The sequence below is a fragment of the Microcystis sp. LE18-22.4A genome (assembly GCF_027531105.1).
In the GTDB taxonomy this organism is placed as follows: domain Bacteria; phylum Cyanobacteriota; class Cyanobacteriia; order Cyanobacteriales; family Microcystaceae; genus Microcystis; species Microcystis aeruginosa.
Genome location: NZ_JAPZRB010000567.1, coordinates 1 through 24,743 on the forward strand (window position 1 = coordinate 1; position 24,743 = coordinate 24,743).

Here is a 24,743-nt window from a genome sequence, read left to right on the forward strand (position 1 = left end):
TGTCAGTCTGTAGAGCGACCATAAGACCAGAACAGAGTAAATCTGTTAAGGCAGGTGCGAAAAATCCTTCGGGAAAGAAGCAGAAACCTAAATCGTGAGGTTTGGGAATCGCCGTCCGTTTTACGGCGGCGAGGATGTCAAAGGCGATTGATCAATATAGCGGTTAGCTAGGGGAAAATAGCCAGATTGTTCCCGAAAAAAGGCTCTTTTAAGGGTTAATAGTTTCGTAAAAACGACAATCTTGACAGGGACCTGGGGGGTTAATCGCACAGCGCAACAGTTCGGATCTGGCGTTAAAACGACAACTAGCATCCCCCATCACCCAACGTCCTTCAATCAAACTTTTTTCGTTCGGAGTGGGAGCAGTTTGTACATAAAGGGAAATTTTGCGTAAACAATAGCCACCAATCTTGTATTGGTACTGGTGGTGACGTTCCAAAACTGCGTAGGTTTGTCCTTTCAATGCCAAATAATTACCCGGTTGTGGCATCCAATCCAACTGTATCTCTCCCAAACTTTGCCGCGGATGGGTTAGAATAACCTCCGTTGTTAATGAATCTTGCTCCATGATTATCCCTGTATTCTGGGCTACCTTTGCTCAATGGTAGCCTAAATCTCTGGCTCTCTTATTCTTTGTGTGATAAGTTTAACTTATATAATAGCGATCAATCTTTGTGTCCTTTGTGTCTCTGTGGTTCGTTCCACTCACTCTAGAATTGCCAATTTCCCGATTAGAGTAGAAGATAAACAGCAGGATTTTTCCGAGAATTTAGTTTATGGTTTACCCCATCCCACCTGAAGATAATCTACCGCAAAAATTTCCGAAAATTCCCTTAGATCGTCGGGCCTATGCTTTCCTGATCGACTTTGCCTCGATCTGGTTTTTAAGCTCCTTTGCTAACAGTTCACCTGTACTGCAATTCTTCCTTTTTCTCCTGATCTGGTGGTGTTTGCGGGTGTTATTAGTCGCGCAGAATCAGGGTCAGAGTTTAGGCCGTTGGGCCTTGGATATGAAGATCATCGATCTACGACTTCAGCGTTTACCCGGAATTTTGGAGTTAAGCAAAAGAGAGGCGATCGCTGGTGGGGGGGCAGCTTTAATGATGCTAGGGTTAAATACTTTTTTTGGCAATCCTTTAAGTTTGATTTTACTATCTTCGCCCCTTTTCGCCGATTGTGGTATGGCGATCGGTGATGAGCAATTGAACCGAGCTTTCCACGATCGCATCGGTGGCACGATTGTTATTCCCACCCGTCGGGGTTTTTCTCTCGATCTACGTTTAAGAAGGCTTTGGTATCAAGTTAAGGGCAGAATGAGAAGATAAATATCAGTGATCAGTTATCAGTTATCAGTGATCAGTGATCAGTTTTAAGTTTTGAGTTTTAAGTGAGCAGTATTATAGCAGTTTTCATCAGAATGAGGTATGGGCAAGGGGCTTAAGCCCTTTGTTGGCAAAACTTGTCGATACCTCAGTAACGTGAAAAGTGCTATATGTGGGTTTTCCTGTAACGGGAAAACCCTTGATTTTGTCTCCCTGACTTGGTAATAGTCAGGAAAGATTAAGACTCCTGATGAGATCGCATTACAGTGGGAATTTAGGAAATCGGATCAGCGTTGGCATCGAAAAGCCCATAATTAAAGTTATTCCCCCATCCGACGGGCATCGGTGGGGGACAAGAATTAGTCTATTAGGAGTTTACCAAAATGTCAGAAGACAGATTAGAGCGGATCGAGAGAATAGTGGAATCGAACGCTCGCGCTATTCAAGCCCTAGCTGATGCCGTCGCTAGTGACCGCGAGGAACGGAAACAGGAGAAAAAAGGGCTTTACGATTACCTAGCTCGAATAGCAAGCGCACAATCAGATTTTTATGAGACTCAAGCCGATTTTTACCGGCATCTAGAGAGAATGGATGATCGACACGCTCAAATGATTGAAATCATCCGACAGATTAACAAGAACAGAAGCGATCAAGCCTAACCTCTAGAAGTTGCCCGTAGCCGTGCCTACGGGCTTAATTAAGCCCGTAAATATTTCGATAATGGGGTTGATGCTATAGCAGTTTTTATCAGAATGAGGCATGGGCAAGGGGCTTAAGCCCTTTGTTGGCAAAACTTGTCGATACCTCAGTAACGTGAAAAGCGCTATAAATAGCAGTTTCCCAGCATCTTTTCACTGTTTACTGTTTACTGTTCACTGATCACTGAAAAAGGCGGGATCGGCCGGGATCGAACCGGCGGCCTAGCGCTTAGGAGGCACTCGCTCTATCCAACTGAGCTACGACCCCAATTTTTTCCCTAACCATGATAAGACATCCACGGCTAAACTGTTGATTGCCGTGGATTATTTAGGGTTTGCTGAATAAATCTAACAACCTTGTTGGATAAGGTTTTTAGACTTTTTTCCCTCAAAAAGTGCCGACCATTGGAGTGATTGGGGGGAAAATTCCGGGACTTTTTCCCTGAAAATTAGGTAATTGACCACCTGAAAATGGGTAAAACCCCACACCCTACCCCCACGAAAAACTTTTTGCCGCAAACCCTATTTAGGGTTTTTTTTGGGGGGGTAATCTCGACTAATCGGCTAAAAAACGCCTCGATACCCACCCACTTTCTGTTTTATGGCCGTGACATTGGCAGTATGTTAATTTTATTTGCCCTTGAGGGCTTTTTGAAAATTCTTGCGGTAGGCGGGATTAACAGCCAAAAGAAGCGGCCAGAACAGCGTTAGAGCTAAACGATTGGGTAAACTGGGACTAAAATTAGTGCTTCTGTACCCATTCCAGAATTTCCAACCACCGGCACCATAAACAATTATTAAGATAAAAATAACCAGTCTCATGCCATCTCATCCTTGAATTTAGAGAATTCACATCTCCTATTTTAAGCTTGGGTTTTGCCGACTTGGGAAAAGAAAATATTGTTCTGAATCGGGGGGACGGTGTTAGAATGCCGGTTAGGAACTGGCTCGATCGAGGTCGGGAAACTAAAGCCATAATTTGGAAAAACTATTTAAAAACGGCGAAAAGATAGCCTTGGGAGGAAATTATGCGAGCGGTATTAATGGCAGGTGGTTCAGGGACAAGATTACGTCCGCTTACTTGTGATCTTCCCAAACCGATGGTACCGATTCTCAACCGTCCCATCGCCGAACATATTATCAATTTACTACGAAAGCATGACATTACCGAAATTATCACCACCCTGCACTATCTCCCCGATGTCATGCGCGACTACTTTCAAGACGGCAGCGACTTTGGGGTAAAAATCACCTACGCTGTGGAGGAGGATCAACCCCTAGGCACCGCAGGATGTGTGAAAAATATTGCCGAATGGTTAGATGATACCTTTCTGGTGATTAGTGGCGATAGTATCACCGATTTTGACCTGCAAAAAGCGATCGCATTCCATAAAAGTAAAAACTCGAAAGCAACCCTCGTCCTGACGCGGGTTGCCAATCCGATCGAATTTGGGGTAGTGATTACCGACAAAGAAGGCAGAATTCGCCGTTTTATCGAAAAACCATCCACCAGCGAGATTTTTTCCGATACCGTCAACACCGGAACCTATATTCTCGAACCAGAAGTCCTCGATTATCTCCCCTACAAAGAAGAAGCCGACTTTTCTAAAGATTTGTTTCCGCTGCTGCTGCAAAGGGGCGAACCTATGTATGGTTATGTGGCCGATGGTTATTGGTGCGATGTCGGTCATCTGGAGGCCTACCGAGAAGCGCAATACGACGCTTTATCCGGCAAAGTTAACCTAGAATTTCCCTATCGAGAAAAATCCCCCGGGGTGTGGGTCGGTACTAATACCTATATCGATCCTAGCGCCCACATTGAGGCCCCGGCCATGATCGGCAATCATTGCCGCGTTGGTGCAAATGTTCTGATCGAGAGGGGTTCGGTTATCGGCGATAATGTCACCATCGGTGCTGGTTCCGATCTGAAACGTCCCATCCTCTGGAATGGTGTGGTGATCGGGGATGAGGTCAATTTAGCCGCTTGTACGATCGCTAGGGGAACCAGAATCGATCGACGGGCCCAGGTACACGAAGGTGCGGTGATCGGACAATTATCGATCGTGGGGGAAGAAGCGCAGATCAATTCCGGGGTCAGAGTCTGGCCGAGTAAACAGATCGAATCGGGAGCCATCCTAAATATTAACCTGATTTGGGGAAATACTGCCCATAAAAACCTCTTTGGTCAACGAGGAGTATCGGGACTCGCTAACATCGATATCACGCCCGAATTCGCCGTTAAACTGGGGGCAGCCTACGGTTCCATTCTGAAACCGGGGTCAACGGTAATCGTCTCCCGGGATCAACGTAGTGTCTCGCGCATGGTCAGTCGATCGCTGATTGCCGGTTTAATGTCCGTGGGGGTGAATATCCAAAACCTACAAGCGAATGCTTTACCGATTTCCAGGACTTTAGTGGCTAAATTAAACGTAGTCGGTGGCATTCACGTCCGTATCCATCCCGATCGCCCGGATTTTCTCTTAATCGAGTTTTTAGACGAAAAAGGAATTAATGTTTCCAAAGCCAAGGAAAAGAAAATCGAAGGGGCCTATTTCAAAGAAGATCTGCGACGGGTGGGAATGCAGGAAATCGGCAGTATGTCCTATCCGGCTGATATTCTCGATAATTACCGCAAAACCTTTGAAACTCAGCTAAATGTGGAGGCCATTCGCAATAGTAGCTCCAAAATTGTCATTGATTACGCCTACGGAGTCTCAGGGGCAATTTTACCAGAATTACTGGCTAAATTTGGCTGTGATGCCGTGGTTCTCAATGCCAGTTTACGTCAGAATGCCCTTTCCATGCAGGAAAGAGAGTTACTGATCCATCAATTGGGCCATGTGGTGGAGGCCCTGAAAGCGAACTTAGGCGTACAAGTTTCGGCCAACGGGGAACAATTAGTCCTCGTCGATGAGAGTGGTTTATCGATTCGCGGGGAACAATTAACTGCTCTAATGGTGAATACAATTCTGACCGCCCATCCGCGCGGTACAGTGGTAGTGCCGGTTCATGCTTCTAGTGCAGTGGAACAGATCGCACGTCGTCACGATGGCCGGGTGGTGCGGACAAAAGCCAGTCCTAGCGCTTTAATGGAAGGATGTCAAACCAATCCTAATGTGGTTTTAGGAGGATCTGGGCAAACTGGCTTTATTTTTCCGCAATTACATCCCGGTTTCGATGCCATGTTCAGCGTGGCGAAACTTTTGGAGATGTTAACCATTCAGGAACGTTCTCTAGCTCAGGTGCGGGCCGAGTTACCGCGCATTTATAATAAGAATACGGCGGTGCGCTGTCCTTGGAAAGTCAAGGGCTCTCTGATGCGCTATCTGGTGGAAACTCACGCTACCGATAATCTAGAGTTGATCGATGGGGTGAAGGTGATTAATCCCCTTAATGATGACTGGGTATTGATTTTACCCGATGCCGGAGAACCTTTAGTACATATCTATGCTAACAGTGAGCAGCGGGAATGGGTCGATCGGACAATTAAAGAATATCGTCATCGTGTCCAATATTTCGTCGAACATTACCAGGGCGAAATAGTGATGATTTAGGATTTTTCTGCCCTATTAGCCCCGAAACTTGACTATGATGACTTTTTTGACCTAAAAGTTGTCCTAGCCCTGTAGATGCTCATTTTTCCCGCAAAAGGAAGGCGATTCGATCGGCCGCTGCCTCACCGGTGCGGATCGCTCCCTCAAAAAATCCCGGCCAGCGATCGGCCATTTCTGTGCCGGCCCAGTGAATCGGTCCGACGGGAGTAAAAAGAGCCTCGCCGAAACTTGTCCAGACTCCGGGGGGCATAAAAGCGGAATATGCGCCACCAGTCCAGGGATCCCCGGGCCAATCCACCTCATCGTAACTGATCGGGAAAAGGGCCTCTTGACCGAAATAAATAGCTAAATCCGAGAGGACGGCGGCACGGCGCGCCGGACTACTCATCGAGCGCCAACGACTATAGCGATCGCCAACCACAAAGGTGGCGATTACCCCGACACCGGTTTCGGGATCGGAACTATCGGCACAGAGTTCCAACCATTGACAATTCCCTTGAGCAAGTCCCGCTAGTCCCTGTTTTCGCCAGAAAGGTCGCTCATAGGAAATCAGGATTTTAGCGCAGCATCCCATCGGTACTCGTTGGGTTAGTTGTTGTCGCTGGGGTGGCAGCGGGGGATGATAAATAATGCGGCCGGCAAGATGGGGCGGCATGGCAATGATGGCAAATTTGGCGGTAAAAGTGTTCTGGGTGGTTTCTATGGTGACACCGGCCGAGTCATAATTAAGGCGAAAAACTGGTTCCCCCAATCGAATTCGCTCTCCTAACTCCGCTGCGATCTTGTCGGGAATTTGTCCGGCTCCGCCATGGATCAGTTCGGCTTCTGGATGTTCGGCCTGAGGGGCGCAATTTTGTCCCCAAAGAACGTGCAGCAGTGAGACTTGGTTGGGTTCGGCCGGCCCGAGAAAACCCACTGCACGCGCCATATAAGCAAAATACCATTGACCAAAATCTGTGCTGGTGTTTTCTTCAATCCACTGGGCAAAAGTTTTACTGTCTAGTTTTTTGGTGTGATCGTTGCTTTGGGGATAACCTGAAGGTAGGGTTTTGGTTAGTTCTTGAAAACGCGCCCATGCTGACATCGCATCTTGCCATTCTTCCGTGCCGATATCGGGTACTTCTCCCTCGTGGAAACCTTGAAAAAAACCATTGAATTCATAGCGTTTGTTGTTAAAGACTAGGACGGTTTTTCCCTGATTGGGAGAGGGAAAACGACGTATTTTATACTCGTCGAGGAGAGCTAAAAAACGCTCTTGGGTTGGACCCACCCACTGACCACCTCGATCGATCCACTGTCCGGAGGGGAGATATTGACCAGACATTCTGCCACCGTAACGATTTCGCGCTTCGATTACCAGAACTTGATGACCTCGCCTCTGGAGATTACGCGCGGCGATTAATCCTGCTAATCCCGCCCCGACAACGATACAATCATAGCTAGTCCACTGGAGATTTGTCATGATTTTAGCTCCACAGAATATTTTATAATTAACAATTATTATTCTCCCCGATTTTTCCCTCAGTTTCTCTATCCATTGGCTCTTTTGATTAAATTATCTGCTGCTATCAATGTTTGATCTTCTTAGCGATCGCTTAAGCCAACACCTAGAACAAATTGTCCGAGAAAGAAACCCTTTTTTCTCTAGTCAAGGACATTTTTATGTGCGAGAATACCTGCGGCAAGAGTTAGGCAATTGGGGAAAAGTTGAATCACATTTTTTCTCATTTCAGGGAAAAGTTTACGAAAATTTAATCTTGGATTTGCCTAACAACAGTCAAAAACCTCCGATTTTAATTGGCGCTCATTATGACACGGTGCCGGGGTCGCCGGGGGCTGACGATAACGCCACGGGATTAGCGGTATTATTAGAATTAGCGAGGTTTTTTGGGGAGAATCAGGCTAATTATCCAATTCGTTTAATTGCCTTCGATCTAGAAGAATACGGATTACTGGGGAGCATTGCCTACGCGGAAAAATTAAAACAAACTAAGCAGGATTTAAGGTTAATGTTATCCTTAGAAATGCTCGGTTACTGTGATAAAAATCCCCATTCTCAAAAATATCCAGCTTTTCTAGAATATTTTTACCCCAACACTGGGGATTTTATCGCTTTGATTGGCAATCTCAAAACCCGCAAGGATTTAAATTTTCTCAGTCGAGTCATGAGAGAAAATCAGACTCCCTGCGAATGGTTGCCGGTAATTTTTGGAGGTTATATCGTCCCCGATACTCGACGCAGCGATCATTCTCCTTTTTGGAGTCGCGGTTATTCGGCAATTATGGTGACAGATACGGCTAATATGCGTAATCCCTATTATCATAGTTCTCGGGATACAATCGCTACTTTGGACTTAAATTTCCTAACAAGAGTCTGTCAAGGTCTCTGTTTTGGATTGCAATCTTTACCGATGAGATAAAAGTTAGCGTTAGCGTAACGCACCAATCCCAGTTAGAAACCCAACATTATTGACGACATTGGTGTGGTTGGGTTTCGCTCAAGCGTCACTAATATTTGACAGACAAAAGTTATTATTGCTCAACCCAACCTACTGCTTAAGTCACTTGTCTTGGCAAAATTAAAGTCTATCCCGTGTTTTTCCATATCGATGTTGTTCTTTCGATCATCTCACTCAAACTGGATTTTTTGTACTTCACCGCCGAACAATTTTTAAAAATTCCCTTGGTGTAACGATCTCTGTTTTCCCATAGCGTTGCAGTATAAGCAAATCATTGTCACCAGTAATGAGATAGCGTGCTTCCCCACTGGTTGCCAGATTTAGGAATTTATTATCGTCTCGATCTCGGCAAATTTCAGTGTGGTCAGTAGGTCTAATCAGCAGCGAAATTTCCAAAATTCTTACTAGCAGTTGTCGGCGCTGCTCCAGTGTAATGTACCTCTCGAACTTTGGGAGAAGAAGTTTTGTGACCAACTCGCATATAGTTGCGGGACTTTGCAGAATAATAAAGTTATTAATCGCGTATTCTACAGCCAAAGCTGGTGTTGTCGTACTGCTTAAGGCGAAGCTTATCAAGACGTTCGTATCGATAACAATGGGTTCACGATTCATCTACTAAAAGCTCTTCCAACTTCTCATCAGTCAATCCCTGACTCTTGGCATAAGCACGAATTTCATTCACCACTTCCATCAAGGCTTGGGTGGTTTCGTCCTGTTCGTTCCCCGTCATCTCATGATTCTCGATTGTGAAATCGACACACGCATGAGCAGACAAACCTAACTGCTCGATCGCTGTGGGAATCTCGCTAATTTTAACGTTTCGGATCGTTGCTTTCATCGAAAATTTTGGGTCTGAAACCCCGTCGTAGAACGACGGCTTTACTGTTAAATATTAGCACATTTACGAAATATATGCTAAAATGTGAGGTTTAGTGCGGTTGGGTTTCGCTTAAGCGTCGCTAATAGTAGTATCCTAACATCGGCAACAAATAAACCTCCGCAAACCATCTGTAACCATTGCTGGCGAACAGAATTTCGTTGGACGATCAGTAATGTGGTCAAAACAGTTATCGTAGGGCGTTGACATATTTTTCCCTCCGAATCACTTATGATATCATTTTAACCGTTCAGGGGGCGGTTATCAAGTAGCCATTAGTTTTGTAATGGGGATTTATGCCCCGCTCCAAAAACTTTTCGTCTTAAGGCGAGGTTTTAGACCCGATTTTTTCGATAAAAGCAGACCACGGGGGAATTTTTCGCATCACCAAAGCTCTGCAAGAATTATCACTTTAAGCGGTGACATTTTCTGTTTCTACTGGTTGAATTTCTGGCATTTCTACTTTAATTAAACTTACTCTAGCACGATAAAGTAGTTTTTCCCCATGACGATAGCCCCGATAACGCACTAGAACTTGTGTACCGATTTCTGCCTGACCATCGATCAATTGATGGATTTGCGGATCATAACTCACATGATCACCGACACTGTCAATTGGTTGCACTCCCCAGCGCTCCAGTAACTGCATAATCGGTTTAACTAGGGAGAGGATTTTGACGGCTGCTAGGTCGGGATTTTTGCGGGCAACGGCCTCGGCCGTAGGCCATTGAACTAACCAAGATTCGATCGCTTCGATGCTTTGACGTTGAAACTCTGCGGCTAATTCTTCTTTTTGCTTGTCTAATTTTTGCTGTAAATTTTGATACTCTTGTTCGAGAATTTTTAATTCCCCTGAATGATCCTCTGGCTGCATAGTTGGAATTTGAAAATGAGCGAGGAGATCGCTAACTGGCAGCTGCAGCGCATTAGCTAATTTCACCAAAGATTCAGAGGATAATTTGGCGATTAAGCCATGGCGAACTCTCTGCAATTGCCAAGAAGATAGACCCGATAACCGACTCAATTCTTCCAGATTTTTACAGCCAATTTCTGCCATTAACTGCTCTAATTTTTGCCGATGATATTTATATAAGGACTCATTCATGGGACTTCTCAGCTTAAGCGATGTGTTTAGCTAAAACGGATTTAGGAGCGCGACGAACTCGACAGAGAATTGTTTCTTTACCGAGACGCTGATGAGCGGCAAAGCGATGGCAACCGGAAAAACCGTAGTAGTTACCATCCACCTCCAAAACATCGATCGGTTCTCGTAATCCCTCCTCAGCGATCGATTGCATCAACTGATTAACTTTTTCGGGATCGGTTTGTCGCGGTAAAGGACGACGAATTTGGGACAGAGGAATGTTTTTAATTTCCATACTGTCTTTACTATAGCACATTTAGGCTAAACTGAAGATAAGTTGACTCGGTTGCTGATGCAGTGGTCTGTCTCGGTGCTGGCAGTTTTCTTGACACAGACAAGATTTTATCACCCAATCCTCTCCTTTTCTGACTATGACTATTCCTCCTATCAATGAAAAAATTATCCGGCAAAATAGCACCAATGCTTCCTATCAGCGCGGTCAATATTATTACGATAGCGGTGCAGTTATTTCTCTTTGGCAACGGGGGCAAAATCTGCAAGCTTTAGTGAATGGTAGTGAGGTTAAACCCTATCGAGTTGCCATGGATTTTAACCAAGATAATCTTGAGAATGTCTCCTGTTCCTGTCCCTACGATTACGAGGGTTGGTGTAAGCATATTGTGGCGGTTTTATTAACCTGTTCTCGTCAACCAGAATTAATTATTAAAAAAGCCTCCCTAGAGGAGTTATTGACACCAATCGATGAAAGTAAATTAAGAAAATTACTTAATCATTTAGTGGCTAAACACCCAGAAATTATCGAGACAATTGATAAGTTTTTATTGCCAGCTACCCCAGTTAATAAAGCGGGAGGGAAGATAACTATTAATGTCAAAGCTTATCGTAATACTGTCCGTAATGAACTGCGGCAATCCCTGCGAGCGATCGAAGAAGATTACTACGAAGAAGATCCAATTTCTAATGAAATTTATGCCCTAGTGGATGAGTCCCAAGATTATTATCAAAAGGGAGAACCGGATAATGCGATCGCTATTTTAGAAGCAATTATTAGCGCCTGTATCGAGGAATGGGATAATTTAGAAGATTACGGTGCTGTCAATGATGATTTAAGTGCCAGAATCGATCGAGTTTTAACTGGGGCAATTTTAAGTAAAGAATTTAATCCCCAAGAAAAGCAAGATTTAAGGGAAAAAATGGAGCAATGGCAGCATGAATGGAGTGCCGATTTTGAGATGAGTTTAGCGGCCTTACAACAGGGATGGGACGATCCAGTTTTAGAGAAGATTTTACGGGGAGAATCGGCTAATTTTTCAGAAATGTGGTCAGATAATATCCCCGATTATGCCCAAACATTAACTTCTATTCGCTTAGAAATTTTCGAGAAACAGGAAAAAGATCAGGAGTATTTGAATCTAGCTTTAGCTTCAGGACAAGTGGTAGAATACCTAACTAAGTTAGTCTATCTTGATCGCATTGATGAAGCGATGGCAGCGGCAAAAAACATGATAAATAAAAACGATGAAGCCTTCTTTTTGGCCAAAGCTTTACGGGATGAATCCGCACCAGAATCCGCCCTAATAATTGCCCGAAGTGGTCTAAATTTCCCAGGGAATTATTATTATCAATTAGCTCTCTGGACAAGTGAACTAGCGCAATCTTTAGGGGATATAGATATAGCTTTGGCTGCTAGAATTAAGGCATTTCAAGACCAACCTTCCTTTTCCCATTACCAAAAAATTGAGTCTTTAGCGGGGGAAGATTGGCCCGATTTAAAATTAGACTTGTTAGATTACTTGCGCGAGTTTAGCGGTGGACGTTCCACAGAGGCTAAAATTGATATATTTCTCCACGAAAATTTAGTTAGAGATGCAATTAAAGTCGTTTCTGATAATTCCTATGTGCAGTCTCACCTAATTTGGCGGATAATGGATGCGGCTGCTACCGTCGATCCTAACTGGGTGATCGATCGCGCACGTCCTCCTGCGGAAAAGATACTCGACGAAAAAAAGGCTGATCGCTACGAAGAAGCGATTAAATGGCTAAAAAAAGCTCGTAATGCCTTTTATATGTCGGGAAGACGGGAAGAATGGCAAACCTATCGAGAAAATTTAATTAAGGAACACGGACGCAAATCGAAATTTATGGGGTTATTTAAACATCAGGATTTACAATGATTTAAGCTTCTAGCCGTCAGTTATCGGCTAAAATCAGGCTGTTTTTAGCTTGTGGCGCAGGAATTGTCCTAATCTTAAGTCTGTGATGTTTCGACGCAAAGTAGAGTATAATGGAAGATTGGTCTAAACTTATCTCCAGACTACTTATACTGAATATTCATTGTCAAAAAATATGACTGAAACTATTCGCTTTTTGATGTGTTCTCCCGATCATTACGATGTGGATTATGTGATTAATCCTTGGATGGAGGGCAACATTCACAAATCTTCCCAGGAAAAAGCTAGGCAACAATGGCAGCAGCTTTATCATGTTCTCAAAGATCGGGCGCTCGTGGATTTAGTCACACCAGAAAAAGGCTGGCCTGACATGGTTTTTACCGCTAATGCAGGTTTAGTTCTGGAAAAAACTGTCGTTCTCAGTCGCTTTTTACACAAAGAAAGACAGGGAGAAGAACCCTATTTTAAGCAGTGGTTTGAAGATAACGGTTTTACGGTTCACGAACTGCCCAAAGATTTACCCTTTGAAGGTGCAGGAGACGCATTATTAGATCGAGAAGGACGTTGGTTATGGGCAGGATATGGCTTCAGAACTGAGTTAGATTCCCACCCTTTAATCGCTAAATGGCTCGATATCGAGGTTTTATCCCTACGTTTAATCGATGAACGTTTTTATCACCTTGATACCTGTTTTTGTCCCCTCAGTGGCGGTTATCTCCTCTACTATCCCGATGCTTTTGATGCCTATTCTAATCGGTTAATTGAGTTAAAAATTCCCGAAGAAAAACGCATTATCGTTGAAGAAGCCGATGCGGTTAACTTTGCTTGTAATGCTGTGAATATCGGTGAAGTAATCGTCATGAATAAAATTAGTGACGATTTACAATATAAGTTAGTGTCAAAAGGGTTTGAAGTGGTACAAACTCCCCTGACGGAGTTCTTAAAAGCAGGGGGAGCCGCTAAATGTTTAACCCTGCGTACCACCGAACCCCTAATTCCAGACCATCACGCTAATGTCACCATTGAAAGTCGCATTCTCCAGCTAGAAGGTCATCTGCTCGACGCGGGAATTATGAATAAAGCTCTCGATGTTGTGGTGGGAAATGGGGGCAGCTTCAAGGTATTAAACTTCACCTTAGGGATTGAGCGCCAAAGTACCTCCTCGGCCGAAGTGCGGGTTTCTGCACCCTCTCACGAGGTAATGGAGGAGATCATGGTACAATTGATCGACCTCGGTGCGGCCGCTCGTCCCCAAGAAATCTGTGATGTCAATACCGCAGTGGTGGCACAAGATGGGGTCGCTCCCGATGATTTTTATGTCAGCACCATCTATCCCACGGAAGTGCGGGTTAGCTGTGAATGGGTGCGGGTGGAAAATCAACGCATGGATGCAGCCATCGTCGTCACTGAAGGTGCGGAAGGCAAAACAGCGAAATGTACTCTGCTGCGGGATTTAAAAGCTGGCGATCGCGTTATGGTGGGAGTTGAGGGCATCCGTACTATCCGACAGGCGGAATCCAGGGAACAACGCAACAGCACCCAGGAATTTACCTTTATGGGTGCGGGGGTTTCCAGCGAGCGCCGAGTCGAGTTAACCGTCGAGCAGATTGCCTGGGAAATGCGTAAAATTCGCGACCAGGGCGGTAAAGTGGTAGTAACGGCAGGTCCGGTGGTCATTCACACTGGAGGAGCGCAACATCTCTCCCGTTTAATCCGCGATGGTTACGTTCACGCTTTACTGGGGGGAAATGCGATCGCAGTTCACGACATGGAACAGGCGATCATGGGTACTTCTTTAGGGGTAGATATGCAGAAAGGCATCCCCGTGCGCGGTGGCCATCGTCACCACCTCAAGATTATCAACCTCATCCGTCGCCACGGCAGCATCGCCAAAGCTGTATCGGCCGGGGTATTGACAAAAGGCGTAATGTATGAATGCGTCAAGAATAATGTCCCCTTCAGTCTAGCTGGTTCAATTCGCGATGATGGTCCGCTTCCGGATACGGAGATGGATTTAATTAAAGCACAGGAAGAATATTCGCGCTTGATTCAAGGTGCAGACATGATTCTCATGCTCTCTAGTATGCTCCATTCCATCGGTGTGGGCAATATGACACCGGCGGGGGTAAAAATGGTCTGTGTTGATATTAACCCGGCCGTGGTGACAAAATTAAGCGATCGAGGTTCCGTAGAATCCGTGGGTATCGTCACCGATGTGGGTTTATTCCTGAGTTTGTTAACCCAACAGTTGGATAAGTTAACCCGTCCCTTGGTAGAAACGGTTTAAAACCGCAAGTAAATCCTCTAGAGACGTTTCTAGAAGCGTCTCTTTTTTAATTATTCCCATAATTGGCGATACTGCCGATCAGATGCTATCAATGAACCTTCTAAAAAACAAAGAAAAAATTCGTTTTATTGACCTCTTTTGTGGTTTGGGAGGGTTTCGAGTGGCAATTGCACAAGTTTGTCGCCAAAAAAACTTAGAATCTGATTGTGTTTTTTCCTGTGATATAGATAAAGATGCTCGGTCAATTTATCACGCTAATTTTGGCGACCAACCCCGGGGAGATATTACCGAAATTGCTGCCCTAGATATTCCCAATCATGATATTTTAATGGCGGGATTTCCCTGTCAACCCTTTAGTATTTGTGGTGATTTAAAGGGGTTTGAAGACACCAGAGGCACGCTATTTTTTGAGATTGCTCGTATTTTAAAAGCCAAACAACCCGCAGCATTTATTCTGGAAAATGTCAAGCAATTGCAGGGACATCAACAGGGAAAAACCTTAGAAGTTATTCTCGATACTCTGCAAGATTTAGATTACTATACCGATTATCGGGTTTTGAATGCGCTTCATTTTGGTTTACCGCAAAAACGGGAACGAATTTTTATCGTTGGTTTCCGAGAAGCGCGGCGTTTTATCTGGCCAAAACCAGCTTTATCTAGAACAAGTTTAACGGAAATATTAGAGGAAAATGTCTCAGATTTTTATTATGCTTCCGAAAAAATTCAAAAAAGTCGCCTTCTGAAAAGAGAGGGGAAAAAACCTTATAGTGAACCGACTATCTGGCACGAAAATAAAGGAGGTAATGTCAGTGCTTATCCCTATTCCTGTGCCTTGCGAGCAGGAGCATCCTATAATTATTTGTTAGTGGATGGGAAAAGACGCTTAACAGAAAGAGAAATGCTACGTTTACAAGGTTTTCCCGATGATTATCAAATTGTCGGCAGTTATCAAACTATGCGAAAATTAACGGGTAATAGTGTAGCGATTTCCTGCGTAGCTGCTGTGGTTAATTCTGTAATCGAGTCTTTGTTAGATATTGAGCAAGCATCAACTAATTCATTCTCGTTCAATCGAACTACTCAATTAAGTTTATTTTCGACTCAGGAGTTTTAGATAGTGGTAAGTATTCAAGACGCTAAAATGAGACTTGATAGCATTATTGCTAAAGCTAGAATTGACTTGTATAAGCCAATTCAAATTGCCGAAGTTCTTAGAAAATCTCGGTTAGAAAAAAATATCAAAGTTTTAGATTTAAAGACTTATCAAAATCAATCTATTCGTTGGCGAGATGAAGTAACAATAAGATTGCTTAATAAAGTTTCTACATCTTCTGCTAGATATCAACATGATGTATGGAGTACCACAGCAATGTCTCCTGAGTTACTGGAAATTCTTGATCGAGAAAATAAGCGAACACGGGGAGGTGTAGAACGTTATATTTATTTAAAATTTAGTGAAAGACAAGCTACTGTATCAAGTTTAATTGACTATATAGAAAGTCAAAATGAGAAAAGTTTTGATTTAAAATATTTATTAGATGAGTTTAGTGCTAAAGCAGGAATCCGCAGAAGTATAGACAAAGCATACGAGATTATAGCTTATAGTTTATTTGAAACCATTGTAGTATCTCTGGAGGCAGAGATCACAATGTCTATACCTTCAATCAAACAAGATTTATTAAACGAGTTTTCTGATTTAGCTAAAGCCTTACTTGGTTTAGATAAGAACCAAAATAAGCGAGTATTTAAGGCTCATATTTATAGAGTAGGAGTGACGAATGCAGCCGATAGGGGCTTAGATATGTGGGCAAATTTTGGCATAGCTATTCAAATAAAACATTTAACCCTTGATGAAGAAATAGCTCAAAATATTATCGATAAAGTAGAAAGCGATCATATAGTTATTGTTTGCCGTGATGCTCATGCTGATGTCATCAAAATTATAGCTCAACAAATCAGTTGGGGACAAAGAGTGCGCGGCATAATACTTGAATCGGAGCTAATTAATTGGTATAACAGATGTTTGCGAGGTGAATTTTCTAATTTGTTGGCCAAACCTTTACTTCAGTATCTAAGTGATAACTTTAGAAAAGAATTTCCTCAGTCTATTGCTTTAATAGATTTTTTAGAGGAAAGAAAGTATTTGAAGTTAAAAATAAAAGACGATGATATTTGGGCTATTGGTTAGATTACTAAAAATGGTAATTAAGTCAAGAAAACAAAAACTATCAAAAAGTCCCTCCTGTCTCCTGCTGTCAACCCATTGATTAGGATTTTTCTTAGCCAAAACTTTTTTGGCATCGGTCAAAGATTTTAGGCAAGGATGTGGAACGCTTCAGCTGATTGGGTGTAACATAAAATTGCTGTCGATTTTACAATCTAAGACTTTAAATCGAAATCTATTGCCCTATTTTAGCTGAAACTATTTTTATCGGTATTTTTAACCAATTATCAGAGAAAATTTACCCACTAGAGTCGCCCTAGCCGGCTTTCTTTTTGTATAATACTAAATCTGGTTATTAAGTTCGATCGCCCCTTAGTCCTAGGTTTGATTCATAGTAGGGTTGATTCATGAATCAACCCTACCCTTAGTCCCCCCTTGATAAGGGTGGTGTCTGATAATTTTTAACGCCTACCTACTTAAAGACTGATGATTTATTCCCCCTTTTGCATGAGTGCATGAGCAGAAAACGGGTTTCTCGGAGAAACCCGTTTTCTGTGCGTTACTCAACGGATTTAGTATAATAGGGGTTAATCTTCCCATACTTGTCAAACGGCTATGAGTCTCTGTCTCAATCCCGATTGTTCGCACAAAAACACCCCCACGGATAAATTCTGTCATAAGTGCGGTTCTCAATTACTGCTCAGAGAACGTTATCGAGCGCTAAAATTAATCGGTCAAGGGGGTTTTGGCAAGACATTTCAAGCGATAGATGAGGATAAACCTTCAAAACCCTATTGTGTAATTAAACAATTTTTCCCGTCAGCGCAGGGAACAGGAACTTTACAAAAAGCAGCAGAATTATTTAAAGAAGAAGCGATTCGTTTAGATAGTTTGGGAAGATACCCACAAATCCCCGAACTTTACGCCTATTTTACCGCTAATGACGGGAGACAATATCTCGTGCAGGAATATATCGAAGGACAAAATCTCGAACAAGAATTAAAACAGGAAGGAGTATTTAACGAAGCAAAAATTAAACATCTTTTGTCAGAGATTTTACCGATTCTAGAATTTATTCATAGTAAACAAGTAATTCATCGCGACATTAAACCCGAAAATATTATTCGCAGAAAAAGCGATAATAAATTGATTTTAGTGGACTTTGGCGCAGCAAAATTTGTCAGTCCTTTAAATCGTTCCATGACGGGAACAATTATCGGTTCTGCCGAATATATTGCCCCAGAACAGGGAAATGGTAAGGCAGTTAATGCCAGTGATTTGTATAGTTTGGGTGTAACTTGCCTTTATTTATTAACTGGAATATCTCCCTTTGATTTATTCGATGGGGGAGAACACCAATGGGTATGGCGACAGTCGTTAGTTAATAATCCTGTTAGTAATGAGTTAGGGAATATTATCGATAAATTAATTGAATTTGGCACGAAAAAACGCTATCAATCTGCCTCGGAAGTGTTGTCAGCTTTGCAGATAAAAACATCAGTCTTTGTCCCCCAGACAACTATTCAAAAACCCGTTAATCCCGTTATTTCCGTTCCCCAAACTCCCCCATCTATCCAGCTTAAAAGTGCCAAAGGAATCGATTATCGGAAATTAGAAGATTTATTAAAACGGCAGCAATGGAAGCAAGCGGACGAGGAAACTGCGACAGTGATGCTACAGGTTGCCAACCGCAGGAAAGAGAGATGGCTGAGGGTAGAGGATATCGATAATTTTCCCTGCGAAGATTTACGAACCATTGACCAATTATGGGTGAAATATAGCAAAGACTGGTTCGGTTTTAAAGGCAGGTTCGGTTTTTCCATACAGGCGAAAATCTATCGGGATCTCGGCGGGACGGGAGATTATAATCAAGAAATCTGGAACACTTTCGGAGAGAAAGTAGGCTGGCGAGGAATGGATCGCTGGGAGGAGAAGAAGAGGATGGCGGAGAGAAGAATGATGGCGAGGAATAGGATCGCTGGAGGGGGGGAATCACTGGTGGGGGGAATCACTTGGATTAAATACGAAGATGTTACTTGGGACATAAAAGCACCCATAGGACACCTCCCTACGCGTTGTTTTGTGGACATTCTTGGTGATAGGTTTAATACCAGAGGGCATTGGGTGGTGGTATCTTCTCTTGCGTCTCGCGTCGAGACTTGTAAAATGTAACATATAAAGGTTACAGCCAATTTTTAAGAATTGTATCGGAGGGAAAACCAAATGCTAGAAATTAACAAAAGCTATGTATTAGACAAAGATCAAAAGCCGATTGCCGTTCAAATTCCCATTGCTGAATTTGAAAAAATCGAAGAAATCCTAGAGGATTACGGACTAGGAAAACTCATCGAAGAAGTTGAAAATGATCAAATCCTAGACAAAGAAAAAGCCTTACAATATTTAGAATTGCTTAAAAATAAAAATGTAGAAGGTTGAATATAACAAGAGATTTTTAAAAGAATTAACCTCCTTGCCAAAAGACATACAATCTCGCGTTGAGTTGATCGTATTTTCCGAGTTAGAAACTGATAATCCTTTTGAATTAGGCTATCTCGATAAAATGAAAGGACATAAAGATAAATATAAAATTAGAGTTGCAGATTATAGGATTGGCCTGACTATTGATAAACCCAATCAAACCATCATCTGTCAACGGGTCGCACATCGTAGAGAAATTTACAAAACTTTTCCTTGATAGAAAAATACCGCTATCTTTATATGTCAATTGCTTTCTAATCATTTTAATCGATGAACAGGGGAATTGTAACTTTGAATTATGAAAAAATCACCTTCGGAAATGACTAACGCAGAACTCCGTCAGTATCTTTCGGAACATCGAAACGAAGAAGCTATTTTTAGTGAAGCACTAGAAGTATTATTAAGCCGAAAAAAAGACAGTTTTAAATATCCCGCACCTCAAACGATGTCCTATAAAGAAATAGAAACGATTTTCAAGGAAAAATTAAATCAAATAATTGAGGAATAGAAATCGTGTGTTATGCGATTATTATCGAAAAAGCTGAAAATAACTATTCCGCTTATGTTCCCGATTTACCCGGTTGTGTTACTACCGGTAAAACCCTAGAGGAAATCACAGAAAATATGAAAGAAGCGATTCAATTTCATCTGGATGGTTTACAAGAGCAAGGGCTGCCAATTCCCCAACCAGCCACCTATTGCCAGTATATCGAAGCGTAACCGATCACCTGCATCCTGTCTGCAACTTTTATCTGTTAACATGGAACTGTAAACATATTGCCAACGCTCAAATGCAGATCTTGTAGGTGGGGTTGAACGAAACAATACTGGCTCGAAAATGGCTCAGTTATGAGAAATTTGCACGGTGAATAGATAGCTTTATGAGAAAATGGAAAGGTAATGCAATCCTCTAAGCCAGATGACTATAGCAGAGCTATTCCCTACTTTGAGAAGTCTGCCTCGTGCAGACAAGTTGAAGGTGATGCAATTTCTGATCGCAGAACTAAGTAAGGACGAGGAGCCAAGCCTACAGCCAGGAGCAACATATTTACTCTCGTCGCCGCTTAATTCACACGCAGCGGCGCAGAAACTTGCTCAACTCCTAGATTCGGAACAAGCAACGCACAATGCGTAACGCCCAACGATTTAACTTTACCGAAGGATTCGATGGGTTTGGTGTCCCCGATGCCTTGCCTCAACTACCTATATCTCTGACATACCAAGATAGATCCGTAGAGTTTTCAGCACTGTTAGACACGGGTGCAAGTGTTAATGTCTTACCGTACAGCGCTGGAGTTCAACTTGGTGCGATTTGGGAAGAGCAGACAACCTCTGTCATCTTAGCTGGTAATTTGGCTTCGATCGAGGCGCGAGGTTTACTGGTTTCGGCACAGATTGGTAATTTCAACCCAGTTCGGCTGGTTTTTGCTTGGAGCTTGTCTGATGATACACCTTTACTACTGGGTCGGATGAATTTTTTTCTAGAATTTGATGTCTGCTTCTATCGTTCACAACTTGTTTTTGAAATCTGCCCTAAATCCTAAAATGCACGGCGATCGCCGATTTTGTAGGGTGCGTTAACGCGCGTGTAACGCACCGCTAATGTTTGGGATAAAATGGAGAAGTTTCAATGGGATCAAGTGCGATCGCTCTGAGAAATGATCGAGGTCAAGCATGACAGTGCAATAACTTCGTTACAGAGATAGGATAGTAGAATAGAGGGGGCTACCATACCGCTGCTTCAGGCTTTGATTTAGTCTTGTCGATCAGTTATTATCATGAAAGAAAAAGTGTACTTGGATTCCACGGTTCCGAGTTATTACTTTGATGAGCGTGAAGCTCTAAAAACTTTTACCGAAATCACAAGGAAGTGGTGGTCGGAGATGTCCAGTTATTATGATTTATATATTTCGGATGCCGTGCTTCAAGAACTAACCAACGGAAACTATCCGCGTAAAGCTGAAATTATTCATTTGGTTTCGAGGATTCCTTTACTACCGCCGACTTCTGCTCTTGAACAAGTTGTCGAGTTTTATCTTGCCAACTATGTCATGCCAAGGTCTCTTGTGGGCGACGCTCTACATCTTGCCTATGCCAGCTATTTCGACATTCAATATCTCGTTACTTGGAATTGCAACCACCTAGCGAATGCTAACAAACGGAAGCATATTCGCGTTATCAATGCCCGCCTTGGTTTGTCAACACCTGAAATTGTCACACCACTTGAACTATTCAAAGAGGAGAATAACTTATGATCCACTCAGAGATTTTGCAAGAAAAAGATAAAACTCAAACAAGATTATCGGAGGAATGCACGTCTATCCATGACTATTTAGTTAAGTCTCGCATTGCGGCGGAAAAGGCTGCGGAATCCTACGGGTTTACTCTCAAGTATGCTGAAGAAATTCATAAAATTCGAGAAGAACACGGCAAAGCTTTCAACGCCAACACAACAGCCTCTTAGGTTGGCTTGAGCGAAACGCTATAGATTGATTCTGATTAATTGCCAATTCATTGCCAACACAAGAGTTAAAGCGATAACAATTCATTGCTGTATGTAACAATATAAGAGGAGTTTATCTCAGGAGTTCCACAGTGATTAAAGAGCTAGACCGTATTACTGTTAATCCACAAATATGTCTTGGACAGCCAACGATTCGAGGAATGCGTATCACTGTGGGATTTGTTCTGAAACTGTTGGCTAGTCAGTTATCTATTCAGGAAGTCTTAGAGGCTTATCCAGAGTTAGAGGAGGAAGATATTCGTCAGGCTCTTAATTATGCAGCTTGGGCTGTATCCGATTATATCGTTAGCTTCACTTCGGCATGAGTAGTCTGCGTTTACTAGCTGATGTTCATATCTCCCCTTTGACAGTTGCGGCTTTAAGGTTACAGGGCTACGACATAGTACGCACTACAGACTTTTTACCTGCCACTGCTGCCGACGCGGAGATTTTGGAACTTGCCAGAGTGGAAGGTCAAGTTATTTTAACACAAGACTTAGACTTTTCCCTGCTGGTAGCCCTCAATAATTATGGACTGCCTAGCTTGATTACATTACGGTTATCTTCTGCCAGACCTGATGTAGTTGCTCAAAGGCTTCTAGATGTTTTACTGACTGTGGAAACGGAACTGACAGAAGGTGCGGCAATTACTATCAGCGATGACTCTGTGCGTGTTCGTAAACTTCCAATTCGATGAACCCGCACCTCAAACGATGTCCTATAAAGAAATAGAAACGATTTTCAAGGAAAAATTAAATCAAATAATTGAGGAATAGAAATCGTGTGTTATGCGATTATTATCGAAAAAATTGATAGGGTTTCGATTCCTGTTACAGGTTGGCGATATAATATTGGTTGGATAAATGAAAGAAGTTCGATTTAGTGAGCATTCTAGAATCAAATTGAATTTGCTATCCGCTCGTGGAATTTTTATCACTCCTGAATTTATCCTCGAAACTGTACAATTTCCTGACAAAATAGAAATCTCTGAAGACAACAAGCGAATCGCACAAAAAAAGTTCAATGATAATTTAGTGATTCGAGTAGTTTATCGAGAATTCAGTGCTTTTTTCTTAATCATCACCCTTTACCCCGGTAGGATATCCCGATATGAACAAGATACACTATAGCCCAGATGTGGATGCTTTATTAATTGAGTTAAACAATAATCCAATTGCTTACGCAGAGGAGGAAGGGAAAACAATATTACATTATTCCGAGGACGATCAGTTAGTTTTAATCGAGATTCTAGATTTTGGTTGTTCTCTATCGGAAGATACTAGACAAGAACTTGCAAAATCCATATCTTCTCGTGAATCGATTAAAATATAGTTATTAGTTAATATCCATCTCACAACAATTTAAATCATGAAAGGTATTCAGTATATTGTCGATGAAACAGGAGAAAAAACAGCAGTTGTTATCGATCTAAAAGAATGGGGTCAACTGTGGAATGAGTTTTATCAAAATTTACTCGATCGCTCTCCCGTAAATGAAGACTGGATAAATCGATCGCCTTTTCGAGAAAAATTAGATCAAGCTCTCCCATGGAATGCTAATCATCCACCGCAGTTATCAAATCTAGAATTACTAGAGAGCAAACTCGAAAATCATGAGTGAGTTTTTACTTGATTTATCAATAATAATCTAGAGAGCTTTTAGGGGAAACTCCAATGCTAGAAATTACCAAAAACTATGTATTAGACAAAGATCAAAAGCCGATTGCTGTTCAGATTCCCATTGCTGAATTTGAAAAAATCGAAGAAATCCTAGAGGATTACGGACTGGGAAAACTCATCGAAGAAGTTGAAAATGATCAAATCCTAGACAAAGAAAAAGCCTGGCAATACTGCCCGCATATACTGTAAAATCTATTTTATAGAAGTCTATAAAGAAGTTGGCTAAATTACAATATAAATGCCTTATTTAAATCCCAATGCGACAATCCCACCAGCTAAATTAACCCGGTATTTGCTAGTTTTACAACCCAAAGATGATAAATCAGGCTTTCTGGCACAAGCAGGATATAATTTAGACAACTGGCAGGTATTGGAACAAGATTTAAGACGTATTCTTCTCAACGAAGCCACCTTAAATAAACCAACAAAGTTCGGTGATATTTATGAAATTAAAGGACTTTTACAAGGGGTCAACGGGATAAACTTACGAGTCTCTACCTATTGGATTATCGACTCACTTACGAAAGAAACAAGATTTGTGACTTTATTACCAGATTAAAAGAGTTAGACTATGAAATTTGATATGTTTTCCGAAGTTCAATTAACCGAAGATTTGCCAGAATCTAATTTGTCTCGTGGCACTCACGCGATTATCGTGGATTATTGTCCTCGACCCGAAGGCCAAGAGGATGGCTATGTTTTAGAAGTGTTAAATAATCAGGGAAAATCCTATACAGTTATCGCTGTAGAAGCTTCCAAGATTGAATCGATTCAAAATCTTAAACAGGATGAATTTCAAATAATATAATTCTGTTATTCTTCGCTGTGATTTCCTAGAAAACTGAGGTTCAAGAAGCGTAACCCACCATCCTTTTTTTATGTATGTCCCCAGGGATGACGACTGTTTTCAGTTTGTTACTCTCAAGCGCCAATGAAATATTTACCGTCCGCTCTTTGGTGAAAGTTGAATAAGTTAAAATCAAAGAGAATATCCCTATCGCTACAATCTCAACTATCGATGAATTTACTTAAAGATAAGCAGAAAATTCGTTTTGTTGACCTTTTTTGTGGTTTGGGAGGGTTTCGAGTCGCTATTGAACAAGTTTGTCGCCAACAAAACTTAGAATCTGATTGTGTCTTTTCCTGTGATATAGATAAAGACGCTCGGGCAATTTATCACGCTAATTTTGGCGACAAACCCCAGGGAGATATTACCGAAATCGCCGCCCTAGATATTCCCAATCACGATATTTTAATGGCAGGATTTCCCTGTCAACCTTTTAGTATTTGTGGTGATTTAAAGGGGTTTGAAGATACCAGAGGCACGCTATTTTTTGAGATTGCCCGCATTTTAAAAGCCAAACAACCCGCAGCATTTATTCTGGAAAATGTCAAGCAATTGCAGGGACATCAACAGGGAAAAACCTTAGAAGTTATTCTCGATAC

Annotated in this window: 31 protein-coding genes and 1 tRNA gene; 24 read left to right on the plus strand and 8 right to left on the minus strand. The window is 42.2% G+C overall.

The window, feature by feature from the left end; all coding sequences use genetic code 11:
• Nucleotides 1-208: 208 nt before the first annotated feature.
• Entirely contained in the window at nt 209-568 is a 360-nt protein-coding gene (locus O9295_RS24395) for a DUF6464 family protein (protein WP_002763426.1), read from the minus strand.
• A gap of 208 nt (nt 569-776) precedes the next feature.
• Here O9295_RS24395 and O9295_RS24405 point away from each other — a divergent pair, with 208 nt between their 5' ends.
• Together O9295_RS24405 and O9295_RS24410 are read left to right on the plus strand one after the other, a co-directional pair.
• Nucleotides 777-1,325, plus strand: coding sequence for an RDD family protein (locus O9295_RS24405; protein ID WP_288035917.1), 549 nt, complete (start codon nt 777-779; stop codon nt 1,323-1,325).
• Nucleotides 1,326-1,705: 380 nt separating this feature from the next.
• Complete coding sequence (locus O9295_RS24410; protein ID WP_002763421.1) at nt 1,706-1,981, plus strand: hypothetical protein; 276 nt, start codon at nt 1,706-1,708, stop codon at nt 1,979-1,981.
• Between the two features lie 233 nt (nt 1,982-2,214).
• Here O9295_RS24410 and O9295_RS24415 read toward each other — a convergent pair.
• A tRNA-Arg gene (locus O9295_RS24415) sits at nt 2,215-2,288 on the minus strand.
• A gap of 362 nt (nt 2,289-2,650) precedes the next feature.
• On the minus strand, nt 2,651-2,842 hold the full coding sequence (locus O9295_RS24420; RefSeq protein ID WP_043999505.1) for a hypothetical protein: 192 nt from the start codon (nt 2,840-2,842) through the stop codon (nt 2,651-2,653).
• A gap of 206 nt (nt 2,843-3,048) precedes the next feature.
• Between O9295_RS24420 and O9295_RS24425 the strand changes: the two genes are divergently transcribed.
• Complete coding sequence (locus O9295_RS24425) at nt 3,049-5,574, plus strand: mannose-1-phosphate guanyltransferase (protein ID WP_002795808.1); 2,526 nt, start codon at nt 3,049-3,051, stop codon at nt 5,572-5,574.
• Between the two features lie 79 nt (nt 5,575-5,653).
• Here O9295_RS24425 and O9295_RS24430 read toward each other — a convergent pair whose 3' ends face one another.
• Complete coding sequence (locus tag O9295_RS24430; protein WP_287662783.1) at nt 5,654-7,036, minus strand: flavin monoamine oxidase family protein; 1,383 nt, start codon at nt 7,034-7,036, stop codon at nt 5,654-5,656.
• A 109-nt stretch (nt 7,037-7,145) separates the two neighbouring features.
• Here O9295_RS24430 and O9295_RS24435 point away from each other — a divergent pair, with 109 nt between their 5' ends.
• Nucleotides 7,146-7,994: a M28 family metallopeptidase gene (locus O9295_RS24435; RefSeq protein ID WP_287662782.1), complete on the plus strand. Its 849-nt coding sequence runs from the start codon at nt 7,146-7,148 to the stop codon at nt 7,992-7,994.
• 234 nt (nt 7,995-8,228) lie between these two features.
• Here the strand turns inward: O9295_RS24435 and O9295_RS24440 are convergent, their stop codons facing one another.
• The 4 genes from O9295_RS24440 to O9295_RS24455 form a co-directional block, all read right to left on the minus strand.
• A complete protein-coding gene (locus O9295_RS24440) occupies nt 8,229-8,645 on the minus strand; it encodes a putative toxin-antitoxin system toxin component, PIN family (RefSeq protein WP_061433419.1) in 417 nt (138 codons plus the stop codon).
• On the minus strand, nt 8,635-8,871 hold the full coding sequence (locus O9295_RS24445; RefSeq protein WP_002763414.1) for a hypothetical protein: 237 nt from the start codon (nt 8,869-8,871) through the stop codon (nt 8,635-8,637). The genes O9295_RS24440 and O9295_RS24445 overlap by 11 nt, the downstream gene beginning before the upstream one ends.
• Before the next feature lie 451 nt (nt 8,872-9,322).
• Nucleotides 9,323-10,015 (minus strand): helix-turn-helix domain-containing protein, encoded by a 693-nt coding sequence (locus tag O9295_RS24450; protein WP_288035918.1) that lies wholly within the window; start codon nt 10,013-10,015, stop codon nt 9,323-9,325.
• A gap of 13 nt (nt 10,016-10,028) precedes the next feature.
• Nucleotides 10,029-10,310, minus strand: coding sequence for a ParB N-terminal domain-containing protein (locus O9295_RS24455; RefSeq protein WP_041804185.1), 282 nt, complete (start codon nt 10,308-10,310; stop codon nt 10,029-10,031).
• Nucleotides 10,311-10,425: 115 nt separating this feature from the next.
• On the opposite strand from O9295_RS24455, the gene O9295_RS24460 reads away from it, so the two are divergent.
• The 20 genes from O9295_RS24460 to dcm all read left to right on the plus strand — a co-directional run.
• Nucleotides 10,426-12,189 (plus strand): SWIM zinc finger family protein, encoded by a 1,764-nt coding sequence (locus O9295_RS24460; RefSeq protein ID WP_288035920.1) that lies wholly within the window; start codon nt 10,426-10,428, stop codon nt 12,187-12,189.
• A 172-nt stretch (nt 12,190-12,361) separates the two neighbouring features.
• Nucleotides 12,362-14,473, plus strand: coding sequence for a bifunctional arginine dihydrolase/ornithine cyclodeaminase (gene argZ / locus O9295_RS24465; protein ID WP_288035921.1), 2,112 nt, complete (start codon nt 12,362-12,364; stop codon nt 14,471-14,473).
• 91 nt (nt 14,474-14,564) lie between these two features.
• On the plus strand, nt 14,565-15,587 hold the full coding sequence (locus O9295_RS24470) for a DNA cytosine methyltransferase (RefSeq protein WP_193979049.1): 1,023 nt from the start codon (nt 14,565-14,567) through the stop codon (nt 15,585-15,587).
• A gap of 3 nt (nt 15,588-15,590) precedes the next feature.
• Nucleotides 15,591-16,661, plus strand: coding sequence for a HaeII family restriction endonuclease (locus tag O9295_RS24475; RefSeq protein ID WP_110579725.1), 1,071 nt, complete (start codon nt 15,591-15,593; stop codon nt 16,659-16,661).
• 591 nt (nt 16,662-17,252) lie between these two features.
• Nucleotides 17,253-18,809: a protein kinase domain-containing protein gene (locus tag O9295_RS24480; protein ID WP_288035923.1), complete on the plus strand. Its 1,557-nt coding sequence runs from the start codon at nt 17,253-17,255 to the stop codon at nt 18,807-18,809.
• A gap of 51 nt (nt 18,810-18,860) precedes the next feature.
• A complete protein-coding gene (locus O9295_RS24485; protein ID WP_002743287.1) occupies nt 18,861-19,073 on the plus strand; it encodes a RelB antitoxin-like protein in 213 nt (70 codons plus the stop codon).
• Nucleotides 19,074-19,107: 34 nt separating this feature from the next.
• Nucleotides 19,108-19,332, plus strand: coding sequence for a type II toxin-antitoxin system RelE family toxin (locus tag O9295_RS24490; protein WP_024968500.1), 225 nt, complete (start codon nt 19,108-19,110; stop codon nt 19,330-19,332).
• A gap of 81 nt (nt 19,333-19,413) precedes the next feature.
• A complete protein-coding gene (locus O9295_RS24495; protein WP_149989501.1) occupies nt 19,414-19,623 on the plus strand; it encodes a DUF6887 family protein in 210 nt (69 codons plus the stop codon).
• A 5-nt stretch (nt 19,624-19,628) separates the two neighbouring features.
• Complete coding sequence (locus O9295_RS24500; protein ID WP_125730847.1) at nt 19,629-19,835, plus strand: type II toxin-antitoxin system HicB family antitoxin; 207 nt, start codon at nt 19,629-19,631, stop codon at nt 19,833-19,835.
• Between the two features lie 407 nt (nt 19,836-20,242).
• Nucleotides 20,243-20,659: an aspartyl protease family protein gene (locus O9295_RS24505; protein ID WP_002733137.1), complete on the plus strand. Its 417-nt coding sequence runs from the start codon at nt 20,243-20,245 to the stop codon at nt 20,657-20,659.
• Between the two features lie 234 nt (nt 20,660-20,893).
• A complete protein-coding gene (locus O9295_RS24510) occupies nt 20,894-21,370 on the plus strand; it encodes a type II toxin-antitoxin system VapC family toxin (RefSeq protein WP_002763393.1) in 477 nt (158 codons plus the stop codon).
• Entirely contained in the window at nt 21,367-21,579 is a 213-nt protein-coding gene (locus tag O9295_RS24515; protein WP_002789670.1) for a hypothetical protein, read from the plus strand. The genes O9295_RS24510 and O9295_RS24515 overlap by 4 nt, the downstream gene beginning before the upstream one ends.
• A gap of 131 nt (nt 21,580-21,710) precedes the next feature.
• Nucleotides 21,711-21,944, plus strand: a complete 234-nt coding sequence (locus O9295_RS24520; RefSeq protein WP_002775448.1) for a DUF433 domain-containing protein — start codon at nt 21,711-21,713, stop codon at nt 21,942-21,944.
• Nucleotides 21,941-22,315, plus strand: coding sequence for a DUF5615 family PIN-like protein (locus O9295_RS24525; RefSeq protein WP_002733650.1), 375 nt, complete (start codon nt 21,941-21,943; stop codon nt 22,313-22,315). Before O9295_RS24520 ends, O9295_RS24525 begins: the two co-directional genes overlap by 4 nt.
• A 413-nt stretch (nt 22,316-22,728) precedes the next feature.
• A complete protein-coding gene (locus O9295_RS24530; RefSeq protein WP_288035926.1) occupies nt 22,729-22,950 on the plus strand; it encodes a DUF2283 domain-containing protein in 222 nt (73 codons plus the stop codon).
• A gap of 36 nt (nt 22,951-22,986) precedes the next feature.
• Nucleotides 22,987-23,238 carry a hypothetical protein gene (locus O9295_RS24535; protein WP_012267429.1) on the plus strand — a complete coding sequence of 84 codons (252 nt, stop codon included), beginning with the start codon at nt 22,987-22,989 and terminating at the stop codon, nt 23,236-23,238.
• Nucleotides 23,239-23,291: 53 nt separating this feature from the next.
• A complete protein-coding gene (locus tag O9295_RS24540) occupies nt 23,292-23,486 on the plus strand; it encodes a RelB antitoxin-like protein (RefSeq protein ID WP_002792166.1) in 195 nt (64 codons plus the stop codon).
• 49 nt (nt 23,487-23,535) lie between these two features.
• Entirely contained in the window at nt 23,536-23,856 is a 321-nt protein-coding gene (locus tag O9295_RS24545; RefSeq protein WP_002734685.1) for a DUF6883 domain-containing protein, read from the plus strand.
• Nucleotides 23,857-23,868: 12 nt separating this feature from the next.
• Nucleotides 23,869-24,105: a DUF4926 domain-containing protein gene (locus O9295_RS24550; protein ID WP_079205867.1), complete on the plus strand. Its 237-nt coding sequence runs from the start codon at nt 23,869-23,871 to the stop codon at nt 24,103-24,105.
• Between the two features lie 210 nt (nt 24,106-24,315).
• On the plus strand, nt 24,316-24,743 hold a 428-nt coding region (gene dcm / locus O9295_RS24555), incomplete at its 3' end, for a DNA (cytosine-5-)-methyltransferase (protein ID WP_288035929.1).

What these genes read in the sequence shown, in the direction of transcription:
- O9295_RS24405 (WP_288035917.1), top strand. Translation starts at nt 777, where the DNA reads ATGGTTTACCCCATCCCACCTGAAGATAATCTACCGCAAAAATTTCCG.
- O9295_RS24455 (WP_041804185.1), bottom strand. Translation starts at nt 10,310, where the DNA reads ATGTGCTATAGTAAAGACAGTATGGAAATTAAAAACATTCCTCTGTCC.
- O9295_RS24540 (WP_002792166.1), top strand. Translation starts at nt 23,292, where the DNA reads ATGCTAGAAATTACCAAAAACTATGTATTAGACAAAGATCAAAAGCCG.
- O9295_RS24530 (WP_288035926.1), top strand. Translation starts at nt 22,729, where the DNA reads ATGAACAAGATACACTATAGCCCAGATGTGGATGCTTTATTAATTGAG.
- O9295_RS24510 (WP_002763393.1), top strand. Translation starts at nt 20,894, where the DNA reads ATGAAAGAAAAAGTGTACTTGGATTCCACGGTTCCGAGTTATTACTTT.
- O9295_RS24515 (WP_002789670.1), top strand. Translation starts at nt 21,367, where the DNA reads ATGATCCACTCAGAGATTTTGCAAGAAAAAGATAAAACTCAAACAAGA.
- O9295_RS24485 (WP_002743287.1), top strand. Translation starts at nt 18,861, where the DNA reads ATGCTAGAAATTAACAAAAGCTATGTATTAGACAAAGATCAAAAGCCG.
- O9295_RS24435 (WP_287662782.1), top strand. Translation starts at nt 7,146, where the DNA reads ATGTTTGATCTTCTTAGCGATCGCTTAAGCCAACACCTAGAACAAATT.
- O9295_RS24450 (WP_288035918.1), bottom strand. Translation starts at nt 10,015, where the DNA reads ATGAATGAGTCCTTATATAAATATCATCGGCAAAAATTAGAGCAGTTA.
- O9295_RS24425 (WP_002795808.1), top strand. Translation starts at nt 3,049, where the DNA reads ATGCGAGCGGTATTAATGGCAGGTGGTTCAGGGACAAGATTACGTCCG.
- O9295_RS24445 (WP_002763414.1), bottom strand. Translation starts at nt 8,871, where the DNA reads ATGAAAGCAACGATCCGAAACGTTAAAATTAGCGAGATTCCCACAGCG.
- O9295_RS24420 (WP_043999505.1), bottom strand. Translation starts at nt 2,842, where the DNA reads ATGAGACTGGTTATTTTTATCTTAATAATTGTTTATGGTGCCGGTGGT.
- O9295_RS24460 (WP_288035920.1), top strand. Translation starts at nt 10,426, where the DNA reads ATGACTATTCCTCCTATCAATGAAAAAATTATCCGGCAAAATAGCACC.
- O9295_RS24525 (WP_002733650.1), top strand. Translation starts at nt 21,941, where the DNA reads ATGAGTAGTCTGCGTTTACTAGCTGATGTTCATATCTCCCCTTTGACA.
- O9295_RS24535 (WP_012267429.1), top strand. Translation starts at nt 22,987, where the DNA reads ATGAAAGGTATTCAGTATATTGTCGATGAAACAGGAGAAAAAACAGCA.
- O9295_RS24395 (WP_002763426.1), bottom strand. Translation starts at nt 568, where the DNA reads ATGGAGCAAGATTCATTAACAACGGAGGTTATTCTAACCCATCCGCGG.
- O9295_RS24470 (WP_193979049.1), top strand. Translation starts at nt 14,565, where the DNA reads ATGAACCTTCTAAAAAACAAAGAAAAAATTCGTTTTATTGACCTCTTT.
- argZ (WP_288035921.1), top strand. Translation starts at nt 12,362, where the DNA reads ATGACTGAAACTATTCGCTTTTTGATGTGTTCTCCCGATCATTACGAT.
- O9295_RS24480 (WP_288035923.1), top strand. Translation starts at nt 17,253, where the DNA reads ATGAGTCTCTGTCTCAATCCCGATTGTTCGCACAAAAACACCCCCACG.
- O9295_RS24545 (WP_002734685.1), top strand. Translation starts at nt 23,536, where the DNA reads ATGCCTTATTTAAATCCCAATGCGACAATCCCACCAGCTAAATTAACC.
- O9295_RS24440 (WP_061433419.1), bottom strand. Translation starts at nt 8,645, where the DNA reads ATGAATCGTGAACCCATTGTTATCGATACGAACGTCTTGATAAGCTTC.
- O9295_RS24430 (WP_287662783.1), bottom strand. Translation starts at nt 7,036, where the DNA reads ATGACAAATCTCCAGTGGACTAGCTATGATTGTATCGTTGTCGGGGCG.
- O9295_RS24495 (WP_149989501.1), top strand. Translation starts at nt 19,414, where the DNA reads ATGAAAAAATCACCTTCGGAAATGACTAACGCAGAACTCCGTCAGTAT.
- O9295_RS24505 (WP_002733137.1), top strand. Translation starts at nt 20,243, where the DNA reads ATGCGTAACGCCCAACGATTTAACTTTACCGAAGGATTCGATGGGTTT.
- O9295_RS24550 (WP_079205867.1), top strand. Translation starts at nt 23,869, where the DNA reads ATGAAATTTGATATGTTTTCCGAAGTTCAATTAACCGAAGATTTGCCA.
- O9295_RS24410 (WP_002763421.1), top strand. Translation starts at nt 1,706, where the DNA reads ATGTCAGAAGACAGATTAGAGCGGATCGAGAGAATAGTGGAATCGAAC.